12 protein-coding genes are annotated in these 11,922 nt (G+C 69.1%); 5 read left to right on the forward strand and 7 right to left on the reverse strand.

Annotated elements, in window-relative coordinates; all coding sequences use genetic code 11:
* Positions 1-110 precede the first annotated feature (110 nt).
* Genes mnhG through ASF53_RS10910 form a run of 6 tightly spaced genes read right to left on the reverse strand, consistent with a single transcriptional unit; the run spans position 111 to position 6,162 of the window.
* Complete coding sequence (gene mnhG, locus ASF53_RS10885; RefSeq protein ID WP_003600883.1) at positions 111-452, reverse strand: monovalent cation/H(+) antiporter subunit G; 342 nt, start codon at positions 450-452, stop codon at positions 111-113.
* Complete coding sequence (locus ASF53_RS10890; RefSeq protein WP_012255673.1) at positions 449-733, reverse strand: K+/H+ antiporter subunit F; 285 nt, start codon at positions 731-733, stop codon at positions 449-451. Before ASF53_RS10890 ends, mnhG begins: the two co-directional genes overlap by 4 nt.
* Positions 730-1,218 carry a Na+/H+ antiporter subunit E gene (locus ASF53_RS10895; RefSeq protein WP_056197826.1) on the reverse strand — a complete coding sequence of 163 codons (489 nt, stop codon included), beginning with the start codon at positions 1,216-1,218 and terminating at the stop codon, positions 730-732. Before ASF53_RS10895 ends, ASF53_RS10890 begins: the two co-directional genes overlap by 4 nt.
* Entirely contained in the window at positions 1,215-2,870 is a 1,656-nt protein-coding gene (locus ASF53_RS10900; RefSeq protein WP_056197828.1) for a monovalent cation/H+ antiporter subunit D, read from the reverse strand. Before ASF53_RS10900 ends, ASF53_RS10895 begins: the two co-directional genes overlap by 4 nt.
* The gene (locus ASF53_RS10905; RefSeq protein ID WP_003600887.1) at positions 2,867-3,235 is read right to left on the reverse strand and encodes a Na+/H+ antiporter subunit C; all 369 of its coding nucleotides are present in this window, start codon (positions 3,233-3,235) and stop codon (positions 2,867-2,869) included. The genes ASF53_RS10900 and ASF53_RS10905 overlap by 4 nt, the downstream gene beginning before the upstream one ends.
* Positions 3,235-6,162, reverse strand: a complete 2,928-nt coding sequence (locus tag ASF53_RS10910) for a monovalent cation/H+ antiporter subunit A (RefSeq protein WP_056197830.1) — start codon at positions 6,160-6,162, stop codon at positions 3,235-3,237. The genes ASF53_RS10905 and ASF53_RS10910 overlap by 1 nt, the downstream gene beginning before the upstream one ends.
* Before the next feature lie 450 nt (positions 6,163-6,612).
* Here ASF53_RS10910 and ASF53_RS10915 point away from each other — a divergent pair, with 450 nt between their 5' ends.
* The gene (locus tag ASF53_RS10915) at positions 6,613-7,002 is read left to right on the forward strand and encodes a hypothetical protein (RefSeq protein WP_056197832.1); all 390 of its coding nucleotides are present in this window, start codon (positions 6,613-6,615) and stop codon (positions 7,000-7,002) included.
* Positions 7,003-7,093: 91 nt separating this feature from the next.
* Here the strand turns inward: ASF53_RS10915 and ASF53_RS10920 are convergent, their stop codons facing one another.
* On the reverse strand, positions 7,094-7,315 hold the full coding sequence (locus ASF53_RS10920; protein ID WP_056198431.1) for a hypothetical protein: 222 nt from the start codon (positions 7,313-7,315) through the stop codon (positions 7,094-7,096).
* A gap of 472 nt (positions 7,316-7,787) precedes the next feature.
* Here ASF53_RS10920 and ASF53_RS10925 point away from each other — a divergent pair, with 472 nt between their 5' ends.
* From ASF53_RS10925 to ASF53_RS10940, 4 genes are read left to right on the forward strand one after another with little or no spacing between them, the layout of a single operon-like run.
* Positions 7,788-9,125, forward strand: coding sequence for a nucleotide sugar dehydrogenase (locus ASF53_RS10925; RefSeq protein ID WP_056197834.1), 1,338 nt, complete (start codon positions 7,788-7,790; stop codon positions 9,123-9,125).
* The gene (locus tag ASF53_RS10930; RefSeq protein ID WP_056197836.1) at positions 9,122-10,093 is read left to right on the forward strand and encodes an NAD-dependent epimerase/dehydratase family protein; all 972 of its coding nucleotides are present in this window, start codon (positions 9,122-9,124) and stop codon (positions 10,091-10,093) included. Before ASF53_RS10925 ends, ASF53_RS10930 begins: the two co-directional genes overlap by 4 nt.
* Before the next feature lie 10 nt (positions 10,094-10,103).
* Entirely contained in the window at positions 10,104-11,042 is a 939-nt protein-coding gene (fcl, locus tag ASF53_RS10935) for a GDP-L-fucose synthase (protein ID WP_056197837.1), read from the forward strand.
* Positions 11,035-11,913, forward strand: coding sequence for a WecB/TagA/CpsF family glycosyltransferase (locus ASF53_RS10940; protein WP_056197839.1), 879 nt, complete (start codon positions 11,035-11,037; stop codon positions 11,911-11,913). The genes fcl and ASF53_RS10940 overlap by 8 nt, the downstream gene beginning before the upstream one ends.
* Positions 11,914-11,922: the final 9 nt, after the last annotated feature.

Raw genomic sequence — 11,922 nt, forward strand, 5'->3', positions numbered from 1 at the left:
GGGCTATCCATAGGCTGCCGAGGCCGCAATCTCAACGAAGGGCTAGGGCGGCGGGCCGTCGCCCCTCGATCCCGACCCTCCGCGATGCCGAGGCTCTCAACCCAAAAGCATCATGGCTCGGGCGGGGCCTTCGGGTTCTTCTCGGTGCGGTCGCGGTGGGCGGCGGCGCGGGCCAGCAGCAGCATCGTCACCGGCGTGGTGATGGTGATGAACAGGCCGATCAGCACGTCGCGCAGGACGATGTGCCCCTCGATCAGCGACAGCAGCAGCATCGAGCCGGCCAGGATCAGGAAGGCGCCGAGGGTGGCCCCGAGCGTCGGGGCGTGGACGCGCTCGTAGAAGGTCTTCAGGCGGATGAGCCCGAGCGCGCCGGTCAGCGAGAAGCCGGCGCCGCCGAGCGCCAGCGCCACGACGATCCAGGCCGCCCAGGCGGGCAGGTCGGCGCCGGTCACTGGATCACCTCGCCCTGCATCAGGAACTTGGCGAGCGCCACGGTGGCGGTGAAGCCGATCATGCCGAGGATCAGCGCGCCCTCGAAATAGAGCCCGCTGCCGGTGCGCATGCCGTGGACGACGATGGCCAGCATGCCGTTGAGGTAGAGCGTGTCGAGGCCGAGGATCCGGTCCTGGGCGCGGGGGCCGCGCAGCATCCGCCACGCGGCCAGCGCCATGGCCAGCACCAGCATGCCTTGGGCGAGGCCGAGGCCCCAATCGAGGATGGTGGCGGCGCTCACGCGAAGATCTCCATCAGGGGGCGCTCGTAGCGGTCCTTGACGCGGCGGACCCAGCCTTCGCTGTCGGTGTCGTCGAGCAGGTGCATCAGCAGGCGCCCGGAATGGGAATCGTACTGGACCCAGAGGGTGCCGGGCGTCGCGGTCAGGATGATCGACAGAATTGACAGGCCGAACGGCGTCGTCATGTCGAGGGGGATCGAGACGAAGCCGGTGCGCCGCTCGCCGCGATGCAGGCCGAGAATGATCTTGGCGACATCGATGTTGGAGCGCAGCATGTCGTAGAGGACAATGAACAGCAGCCGCACGGCGAGACCGGGGCGGCGGACCCGCACCGGCCGCGGGCGCAGCGCCCGCATCACCGCCGGCACGATCAAACCGACGAGGAGCGCGAGGACGACGTTGCCCGGTGTCGGCGGCGCGTTCAGCAGCAGCCACATCAGGGTGAGGCCGGCGGAGAGGAAGGGATGGGGCAGAATCGCGTTCATGAGCGTGCCCCCGCCGTACCCTTATCCGAACCGCCCTTGTCCGCGCCGCTTTTGCCCGCTTCACCCTCGCCCGCATCGAGGACGGCCCGAACGTAGTCCTGCGGCTGCGACAGCCAGCGCACGGTGGCCTCGGTATAGGCGAGCGCCGGCCCGCCCCAGAGCGCGAGCGCGATGCAGGCCGCCAGTAGGACGCTGAGGCCCGCCAGTTCCGGCGTCCGCATCACCGGGGGCGGGTCGTCATGCGGCACCCACAGGCTGAAGATGCCGAGCCGCACCAGGGGAATCAGGGTGCCGAGGCTGGAGAGCGTGAGCGCCGCGATCAGCCACCAAGCCGAGGCGGTCATGGTGTCGGAGGCCAGGCCCGAGAACATCGCCAGCTTGCCGACGAAGCCGGCGAGCGGCGGGATGCCAGCGAGCATCAGCGTGCAGAGCAGGAAGCCGCTGCCGAGGATCGCCACCGCGGCGGGGATCGCCCGGCCGACCTCGATGGCGTCGGCATCGTCGAAGGGATCGCGGTACTCGTCGGCAAAGACCGGCTGGGCGGCGTCCGCCGGGTCACGGCCGCGCTGGAGGATCTCGGCCAGCAGGAACAGGGCGCCGGCCGCGCAGGTCGAGCCGACGAGGTAGTAGAGCGCGCCGGAAAGCGCCGCTTCACTGCCGGTGCCGAGGGCGGCGAGCACCGTGCCTGACGAGATCATCACCGCGTAGCCCGCCGCCCGCGTCAGATGGCGCGCGGCCAAGATGCCGAAGGTACCGAAGGCGACGGTTGCGAGGCCGGTGACGAGGATCCAGTTCTGGCCGAACCCTTCCGAGCTGCCATCCCCGAACAGGAGCAGGCTGAGGCGGATCACGACGTAGACGCCGACCTTGCTCAGGATCGCCAGGATCGCCGCGGCGGGGGCGGTGGCGGCGGAATAGGTGGTCGGCAGCCAGAAGCCGAGGGGCCAGGCGCTGCACTTGATGAGGAAGGCGATGCCGAGCACGGCGCAGCCGACCTCGAACAGGGCGGCCTCGGCGGGCGGGCTCGCGAGCCGCCGGGCGAGGTCGGCCATGTTGAGCGTGCCCATCGTGCCGTAGATCAGGCTGACACCGATGAGGAAGAACAGCGAGGCGACGAGGTTGACGGCGATGTAGCCCAGACCCGCCCGGATGCGGGTCTCGCCCGAGCCGTGCAGGACGAGGCCGTAGGAGGCCGCCAGCATTACTTCGAAGAACACGAACAGGTTGAACACGTCACCGGTGAGGAAGGCGCCGTTCACCCCCATCAGCAGCAGCAGGAACAGGCCGTGGAAGCGCGGGCCCGCCCGGCCCCAGCGGGCGAAGGAGAAGACGAGGGCGGCAAGCCCCAGCACGCTCGCCAGGGTCAGCATCACGGCCGAGAGCCGGTCGGCCACCAGCACGATGCCGTAGGGCGCGGCCCAGTTGCCCAGTCGGTAGACCTCCGGCGCCTCGGCCGCCCGACCGACGAGCAGGAGGGCGATGCCGAGCAGCACCAGCACCGTGGCGAGACTCATCGCCGCCTTCAGGCGATGGCGCCGCTCGTCCATCAGGAACATCACCCCGGCCACCGCGATCGGCAGCACGACCGGCAGGACGACGAGATGATCGGACCACAGGACCGCGCCGGGGCCGCTCAAGAGGGGCGCGTTCATGGATGCGGGTTCTCCGGCGTCGGTTCGGCGTGATGCGGCTCCCGGCCGTCGACGTGATCGCTGCCGGTGATGCCGCGGGCCGCGAGCAGCACCACGAGGAACAGGGCGGTGAGCGCGAAGCTGATCACCAGCGCGGTGAGCACGAGCGCCTGCGGCACCGGATCATCGACCGAGACGGTCTCGGGCCCGGCCCCGAGCACCGGCGGCGCGCCGACGGTGAGCCGGCCCATGGCGAAGATGAACAGGTTGACGGCGTAGCTCAGCAGCGAGAGCCCCAGCGCCACCTGGAAGGTGCGCGGGCGCAGCATCAGCCACACGCCGGAGGCGGCGAAGACGCCGATTCCGGCCGACAGCACGATCTCCATTACGCCGTCTCCTCGCCGGCCTGTTCGGCATCCGCGTCCGCGCTGCGGGTGCGGCGCAGGGATTGGTGGGCGAGCGCCACCAGCATCAGCGCGCTCGCGCCCACCACGAGCACCATGATCCCGAGATCGAACACCAGGGCGCTTGCCGCCGGCACCTTGCCGAGCAGCGGCAGCTCCCAATAGGCGAAGTAGGCAGTGAGGAAGGGCCGCCCGAACACCCACGAGGCCGCGCCGGCACCCACCGCGATGAGCAGGCCGAGGCCGATCCACGAGATCGGCTGGATGCGCAGGCGCTCCTCCACCCACTGCGCGCCGCAGGCCATGTATTGCAGGATGAAGGCGATGGTGAGCGCGATGCCCGCCGCGAAGCCGCCGCCGGGCAGGTCGTGCCCGCGCAGGAACAGGTGCAGCGACAGGAGGACGATGAACGGGAACAGCCACGTCATCACCACCCGCGGCACCAACAGGGCGTCGGCGGTGGTGTCGCCGGGTTTGCGGCCCTCGCGGGCGCGGTCATAGACGTCGTGGTGGTGCTGCTGCTTGGGACGCCCCAAGCTGTCCGGCGCCGGGCGGAAACGGCGCAGCAGCGCGAACACCGTGAGCCCGACGATGCCGAGCACCGAAATCTCGCCCAGCGTGTCGAAGGCGCGGAAATCGACGAGCAGCACGTTGACGACGTTGCGCCCGCCCGCCTGCGGATAGGCCTCCTCGATGAACCAGCGCGCGATGCCGTCGCCGGCCGGGCGGGTCATCACGGCGTAAGCGAGGCCCGCGAGCCCGAGCCCGGCAAACGCGGCGATGCAGAGATCGACGATGCGGCGGCGGCGGGCCCGCGCCTTGGCGGCGGCGGGCGCGGGAATGGCCCGGTCGCGCTTGGGCAGCCAGCGCAGGCCCAGCAGCAGCATCACGGTGGTAACGATCTCGACGAGGATCTGTGTCACCGCCAGATCCGGCGCCGAGAGCCAGAGGAAGGTCAGGCTGCTGACGAGCCCTGCCCCGCCGACGAAGATCGTAGCCGAGAGGCGATGATACTTCGCCCGCTCCGCCGCGCCGATCGCGCAGGCGCCGCCGACGAGCCACATCAGCGCGAAGGCGGGATCGAACGGCGTCAGCCGGCCGAGCGCGAAGAGGTCGAGCTCGCGGGCGATCCCCGTCGCCAGGGCGGCGAGCAGGGCGGCGAGGAACAGGATGCGCAGTTGCGGCTGGAGTCGCTCGGCGCCGAAGGCCCGTTCCAGCAGACGGGCGCCCTTCGTCAGCCCGGTCATCGCGCGCTCGAACAGCCAGCCGCCGTCGAGCCGGTCCATCAGCCAGGGGCCGCCGCGGGGGTTGGTGTTGATGCGCTTTCCGAACAGGACGTAGAGCAGCACGCCGCCGACGAGGGCGATCATGCTGAGCGCCAGCGGCGCGTTGAAGCCGTGCCAGATCGCGAGGCTGTAGGTCGGGGTTTTTGCGCCGAACACCGCGCTCACGGCCCGCTCCAGGGCCGGGCCGATGGTCAGGTTCGGGACGAGGCCGATGGCGATGCAGGTGAGCACCAGCATCTCGATCGGAATGCGCATCCAGCGCACCGGCTCGTGCGGCGTCTCGGGCAGGTCGCGCGGGGGCGGGCCGAAGAAGGTCTGGCGGATGAAGCGCAGCGAGTAGAGCATGGTGAAGGCGCTGGCTAAGGTCGCCAGCACCGGCAGGGCGATTTGGATCGGGTGGTCGCCCATGTTGTCGACCGCCTCGGAGAGGAACATCTCCTTCGAGAGGAAGCCGTTGAGCAGCGGCACGCCGGCCATCGCGGCGGCGGCGACCATGGCGAGCGTGGCCGTGTAGGGCATCGCCCGCCACAGGCCGGAGAGGCGGCGCATGTCGCGCGTGCCGGTCTCGTGGTCGATGATGCCGACCGCCATGAACAGCGAGGCCTTGAAGGTCGCGTGGTTCACCGTGTGGAAGATCGCGGCGACCACGGCGAGGGGCGAGTTGAGGCCGAGCAGCAGCGTGATCAGCCCGAGATGGCTGATGGTCGAGTAGGCGAGCAGACCCTTCAGGTCGTGCTGGAAGATCGCGCTCCACGAGCCGACCAGCAGGGTCGCCATGCCCGCGCTGCCGACGATCCAGTACCAAGCGTCGGTGCCCGAGAGCACCGGCCACAGGCGGATCATCAGGAAGATGCCGGCCTTCACCATGGTGGCCGAGTGCAGGTAGGCGCTGATCGGCGTCGGCGCCGCCATCGCCCGCGGCAGCCAGATGTGGAACGGGAACTGCGCCGACTTGGTGAGCGCGCCCATGAGCACCAGCACCAGGGCCGGCAGGTAGAGCGGGCTGTTGCGGATCGTGTCGCCCGAGGCCAGCACTGTCGCCAGATCGTAGCTGCCGACGATGCGCCCGATCAGCACCGTCCCGACAAGCAGGCACAGGCCGCCCGCCGCGGTGATGGTGAGCGACATCCGCGCGCCGTCACGGGCCGCGGCGTTGTCGTACCAGTAGCCGATCAGCAGGAACGAGACGATGCTCGTCAATTCCCAGAACAGGACGAGCTGGATCAGGTTGCCGGCGAGCACGATGCCGAGCATCGCGCCGACGAAGGCGAGGAAGTAGGAGAACAACCGCGGCACCGGATCGGCGGCGGCCATGTAGTAGCGCGCGTAGAGCACCACGAGCGCGCCGATGGCGAGCACCAGCACCGCGAATAGCCAGGCGAGCCCATCGAGACGCAGGACGAGGTTGACGCCGAGGCTCGGCAGCCACTCGACCGCGTGGACGACGGTGCCACCCTCGGCCAGGTGCGGCGTGAGCGCGAGGATGCAGCCGAGGCTGGCCAGGATCACGAATCCGGCGAGCACGGCCGCGGCGGTGCGCGCATGGCTCGGCAGGGCGCCCGCGAGGACGGAGCCCGCGAAGGGGAGGATCGCGGCGGCGGCGAGAAGGGCGTTGGACGACATCAACCCGGGCGAGATGCAGGCTCGGGAGCGGCCTGAAGGACGAAAAGGGACGGCGCGTGCGAGTGATACGGTTTCCGCTCGATCGAAGCGGGAAGCGTATCGCCCAGCCCGCGCGGCGCGTGAGCGAAACCCGAATCCGCCATCCCGACGGGAGCGGCAGGATTTGGGATGAGACCACTCGCCCTGGTGGGCGCGGCACTCGCGGATGCACTTAAGGCATGCCCGACGGTTCGACCGCAAGGGAAGGGTGCGGAAAAGACGAAATCGGCCCGATGGTTGCGCGGCGTGAGAATCCGCACCTTGTCCCCGGAGACACCGAACGGCGGTCGGATGGAGGCGCGAACGGCATTCGTTGTCAGGAGAGGGCGTGGGCGATGGACGTGAGCCCGTGGGCCGGTCCGACGATGGGCGGGCCCTCCCCTCCCGCAACGAAGCCTCGGGACAGGCCGTATGAACGTCGGAACCGCCGGTGAGGCGACGAACCCGTCGGAACAGGATGTGGCGACGCTGGGCGAACGGATCTGGCTCGCCACGGAGATGGCCTGCGATCCGATCTGGAACGCGTATCTGGACCGCCTCGGCGTCCAGCCGCCGCTGCAGACCGTGGGCGCCATTCTCGCCGCCACCCGCGGCCGGTTCGGCCCCGAGGCGCAGACCGAGGCACTGCGGATCGCGGCCCGTGTCAGCGACGAGACCGTGTTGCGCCTGACCGAGCGGCTGATCCAGGCGCGGGACGCGCAGGCGGTCCTGCGCACGTCGCGGGCCGCCTTCCTGCGCTCCCTCGTGACTCTCGCCGCAGGATCCGAAGCGCCGACCTCACCGGCTCCGAGCGCGCCGTGATGCGGGGATAACGACCGCGGGTTGCCGCGGCGCCATCCTCACGGTCTCTCACAAAGCCGGCGCCGTGCCGCCGTGACCGATGGCGGCCCGCTCAGAGCGGGAAGGCCGCCAGCGCCTGTTCGAGCGCCCGCCGTGCCATCTGCCGCGCGGCGGCCTCCGTCTGCGTTTCGGATTCGATGGCGGGCACCCGGACCGTCGCCGAGACTTCGACGATGTCGCGTCCCGCATCCGGCCGGCCGAACAGAACTCGCACCACCACCTGCCGCCGGCCGTCGATCACGTCCTGCGTTTCCTGGGTCATCCGAACCGGCATGCGCATCGCCCTCCAAGCCGGCGGCGCCCGATGCGCCCCCCGCTGTCTCCGGCAGGACGAACGAAGCGCGGAGCGAAGCGTTGCCTGGGCGCCGCCGGGGCGGGCTGAGGCTATGGGCCGCGCGGATGGTGCGGGATTGAAAGGGCGCGGCGGGTGAACGGATCGCGATCCCGGCCCCGGGCCGATCCGATAAGGATCAAATGCTCCGCCCGTCGGACTCCGGCCGTTCACCAAGCGAAAGTCCCGAAATCTTCACAAGACGCGGCCACTCTGTTCGCCGACGGGCCGTTGATCCCGTTTTGATACGGTTTTCCTCAGGCACAGGCTTTGCTGAACTGATCAGAGTTCGATCCCGGCGGTTTCTGCCGTCCCGGGGTGGAGCAATGACGCGGTGACAGGCGGGCGCTTGCGCCGCGCCGGATTTCAAATCGGGTCAGAGATTCCGACGATCGATCGCAGACGGGACCAAGTCATGGACGCGAGAAAAGCTCCCAACGTCGTCATCATCGGTCTCGGTTACGTCGGCCTGACCCTATCCGTCGCCTTGGCGCGCCGCGGTGTCCAGGTCTACGGCATCGAGAAGCGGGCCGACGTCGTCGAGAAGACCAATGCCGGCGTGCCGCATTTCGCCGAGGTGGGGCTCCAGGCCGCGCTGGCCGACGTCGTGAAGAAGGGCCGCTTCGTCGCGAGCACCACGACGCACGACGTGCCGCGGGCCGAGTATTACATCATCACGGTCGGCACCCCGCTCTATCCCGGCTCCCACGAGCCGCGTCTCGACATGATCGAGGAGGCGACGCGCGAGGTGGCCGAGCACTTCTCTGACGGCGCGACGGTGATCCTGCGCTCGACCGTGCGGATCGGCACGACGACCGGCGTGGTCAAGCCGATCCTCGACCGCACCGGCACGCCCTACCACCTCGCCATGTGCCCCGAGCGGACGCTCGAAGGCGACGCGATGCGCGAACTCATCAACCTGCCGCAGATCGTCGGCGGCGAGACGCCCGACGCCTCCGATGCGGCCGCCGCCCTGTTCAGCCGTCTGACCCACACCATCGTCCGGGTCGCGAGCCCGGAGACGGCGGAGATGATCAAGCTGGTGGACAACACCTCGCGCGACGTCCACTTCGCCTTCGCCAACGAGGTGGCGCGGGCCTGCGACGCCCTCGGCATCAACGCCAACGACGTCATCCGCTATGGCAAGCTCGGCTACACCCGCACCAATGTCGCGGCACCCGGCCTCGTCGGCGGGCCCTGCCTGGAGAAGGACCCGCACATCCTGCTCTCCTCGGTCTCGGGCCAGGGCGTGAACCTCGAAATCACCGCCGCCTCGCGCCTCGTCAACGAGCGTCAGCCGGCGGAGACGGTGGGCAGCCTCGTCGAACGGCTGCGGGCGCGCCGAACCGGACCGTTCAAGGCGGTGGTGGCCGGCCTCGCCTTCAAGGGCCGCCCGGAGACCGACGATCTGCGCGGATCGATGTCGCTCCACGTCATCCGCGAGATGATGGCGACTGAGCAGTTCTCGGAAATCCGGGTCTATGACGGCGTGGTGCCGATGGACCACATCCGGGCGATCTCGTCGGGGCTGACGCCATACGACAGCCTCGCCGCCGCCTGCGAGGGCGCCGACGTGCTGGTGATCGCCAACAACCATCCGGAATATTCCAAGATCGATCTCGAGACGATCATCGGGACGATGTCGGACGACGCCTTCGTCTACGATTACTGGAACAACCTCAGCGAGATGCCGGCGGAGGTTCTGGAAAATCGCTACGTCACCGTGGGCAACCTCGTGGGTAAGTTTCAATGAGCAGACTGGCTGTCACCGGGGCGGGCGGATTCATCGGCGCCCACCTTACCCGCGCGCTCCTGGCCGAGGGGCACGCGGTCGTCGCGATCGACAACTACATCCGCGGGCAGGCCTCGCGGCTCGCCAACGCGCAGGGCGCGATCGAGCGCGTGACGCTCGACGTGCGTGACAAGGATGCGCTGGTCGAAGCACTCCGGGGCGTCGAGTGCGTGTTCCATCTGGCCGCCGTCAACGGCACGGAGAACTTCTACACGCAGCCGCAGCTCGTGCTCGATGTCGGCGTGCGCGGCGCGCTCGCCGTGTCGGAAGCCTGCATCGAGGCCGGCGTGCCCGATCTCGTCGTCGCCTCCTCGGCCGAGGTCTACCAGACCCCGCGGGTGGTGCCGACGGACGAAACCATCGAGATGGTCATCCCCGACTCGCTCAACCCGCGCTACTCCTATGGCGGGTCGAAGCTGATCTCGGAGCTGATCGCCTTCAACTATTGCCGCGACAAGCTGCGCAAGGTCCAGGTCTTCCGCCCGCACAACATCTACGGGCCGGATATGGGCTGGAAGCATGTCGTGCCGCAGCTCATCGAGAAGATCGTCGCGGCCGGGGACGGCGGGTCGATCACGCTCCAGGGCGACGGCAGCGAGACCCGCGCCTTCTGCTACGTCAGCGATGTCGTCGACGGCATCGTCCGGATGTGGCGCGACGGCGAGAGCATGAACGTCTACCATATCGGCTCGATGGAAGAGGTCGCAATCCGCGATCTCGCCCGGATCACTGCCGAAGCGCTCGGCACCCGCGTCGAGCTGATCGCCGGACCGGCCGCCGCCGGGGCGACGCCGCGCCGCTGCCCCGACATCGGCAAGATGCAGGCGATCGGCTACGCGCCGAGCGTTTCCCTGGTCCAGGGCATCGAGCGCACGGTCGCGTGGTACCGCGAGAACCCGGCGCCGACCGATTCCAACCCGCTTCTGTAGGGGCCGACCGATGCACAGCTTGGCGGGCAAGACCGTCTTCGTCGCCGGACATCGCGGCCTCGTCGGCGGCGCCCTGGTGCGGCGCTTGGAACGTGAGGATTGCGAGATCCTCACCGCCACCCGCGCGGAACTCGACCTGTGCGATCAGGCCGCCGTGCGGGCCTGGATGCGCGACCGGAGGCCGGACGCGGTATTCCTGGCCGCGGCCAAGGTCGGCGGGATTCTGGCCAACGCGACCTACCCGGCCGACTTCCTCTACGAAAACCTGATGATCGAGGCCAACGTCATCGAGGCGGCGTTCCGCGCGGATGTCGGCAAGCTGCTGTTCCTGGGCTCAAGCTGCATCTATCCGAAATTCGCCGAGCAACCGATCGTCGAGTCGAGCCTGCTCACTGGGTCGCTGGAGCCGACCAACGAGTGGTACGCGGTCGCCAAGATCGCCGGGATCAAGCTCGCCCAAGCCTACCGTCAGCAGCATGGCCGCGACTTCATCTCGGCCATGCCGACCAACCTCTACGGGCCGGGCGACAATTTCGACCTCAATTCCAGCCACGTCCTGCCGGCCCTGATCCGCAAGGCGCATGAGGCCAAGCGTGCCGGCGCCAAGGAAATGGTGATCTGGGGCACCGGATCGCCGCGTCGTGAGTTCCTGCACGTCGATGACTGCGCCGATGCCTGCGTCCACCTGATGAAGACCTATTCCGAGTCCGAGCACGTCAATGTCGGCTCGGGCGAAGACATCCCGATCTACGACCTGACCCGCCTCGTCTGCGACGTCGTCGAGTTCGAGGGGGAGATCGTTCGCGATCCGAGCAAGCCCGACGGCACGCCGCGCAAGCTGATGTCGGCGGACAAGCTGCGCGGCCTCGGCTGGGCGCCGAAGGTGCCGCTGCGGGACGGCATCGCCGCGACCTATGCGTGGTTCCAGGAGCATGTCGCCCATGGCTGAGATCGAGGGAAGCCTGCCCATGAGCGATGCCATGGCCATCCCGGCCTCCGGGCCCTACGCGCTCCGTATCAACCGGAACGATCCCTATCTCGTCCAGGCGGACGGGCCGGCGGCACACCGCCTTCCGGCGACCCGCATCCTCGGCGTGCCGGTGAGCGTCATCGACATGCCGTTCGCCGTGCGCACCATCATCGGCTGGGCGCGGGCGCGGCGCACCAGCATGATCTGCGTGCGCGACGTGCACGGCATCATGTGCGCCCAGGACCAGCCCGACCTGAGGGCGGCGCACGAGCGGGCGAGCATGATCACCCCGGACGGCGCGCCGCTCACCATCATCAGCCGGTTCTTCCGCGCGCACGGCACCGGCCGCGTGCCGGGCCCCTCGCTGATGGAGGAGATGTTCGCCGCCACCCAGAACACCGGCATCCGCCACTATCTCTACGGCGGCAAGGAGGGCGTGGCCGAAGAGGTCGCGGCGAATTTCGCCCGCAAATATCCCGGCAGCGAGGTCTGCGGCCTCGCCTGCCCGCCCTTCGGCGCGGTCGCGCCCGATCTCGACGCGCAGCTCACCGATGCGATCAAGGCGGCCGAGCCGCACATCGTCTGGGTCGGCATGTCCACGCCCAAGCAAGACATCTGGATGAACGATCACCTCGACCGTTTGCCCGGCATGGTGCTGATCGGTGTCGGCGCCGCCTTCGATTTCCATTCCGGAGCGGTCAAGCGCGCGCCGAAACTCATGCAGGTGCTCGCCCTCGAATGGCTGCACCGGCTCCTGAGCGAGCCTCGGCGGCTGTGGCGGCGCTATCTCGTCATGGCGCCGGTCTTCCTGTGGAAGATGGCGCGGCAGCCCGAGCCGCGCCGGTCGTAAGGAGCCATC

This window comes from Methylobacterium sp. Leaf123, assembly GCF_001423405.1.
Taxonomy (GTDB): domain Bacteria; phylum Pseudomonadota; class Alphaproteobacteria; order Rhizobiales; family Beijerinckiaceae; genus Methylobacterium.

Coding starts and splice junctions, on each gene's coding strand:
- ASF53_RS10895 (WP_056197826.1), bottom strand. CDS start 1,218: ATGAACGCGATTCTGCCCCATCCCTTCCTCTCCGCCGGCCTCACCCTG.
- ASF53_RS10900 (WP_056197828.1), bottom strand. CDS start 2,870: ATGAACGCGCCCCTCTTGAGCGGCCCCGGCGCGGTCCTGTGGTCCGAT.
- ASF53_RS10905 (WP_003600887.1), bottom strand. CDS start 3,235: ATGGAGATCGTGCTGTCGGCCGGAATCGGCGTCTTCGCCGCCTCCGGC.
- ASF53_RS10910 (WP_056197830.1), bottom strand. CDS start 6,162: ATGTCGTCCAACGCCCTTCTCGCCGCCGCCGCGATCCTCCCCTTCGCG.
- ASF53_RS10915 (WP_056197832.1), top strand. CDS start 6,613: ATGAACGTCGGAACCGCCGGTGAGGCGACGAACCCGTCGGAACAGGAT.
- ASF53_RS10920 (WP_056198431.1), bottom strand. CDS start 7,315: ATGCCGGTTCGGATGACCCAGGAAACGCAGGACGTGATCGACGGCCGG.
- ASF53_RS10925 (WP_056197834.1), top strand. CDS start 7,788: ATGGACGCGAGAAAAGCTCCCAACGTCGTCATCATCGGTCTCGGTTAC.
- ASF53_RS10930 (WP_056197836.1), top strand. CDS start 9,122: ATGAGCAGACTGGCTGTCACCGGGGCGGGCGGATTCATCGGCGCCCAC.
- fcl (WP_056197837.1), top strand. CDS start 10,104: ATGCACAGCTTGGCGGGCAAGACCGTCTTCGTCGCCGGACATCGCGGC.
- ASF53_RS10940 (WP_056197839.1), top strand. CDS start 11,035: ATGGCTGAGATCGAGGGAAGCCTGCCCATGAGCGATGCCATGGCCATC.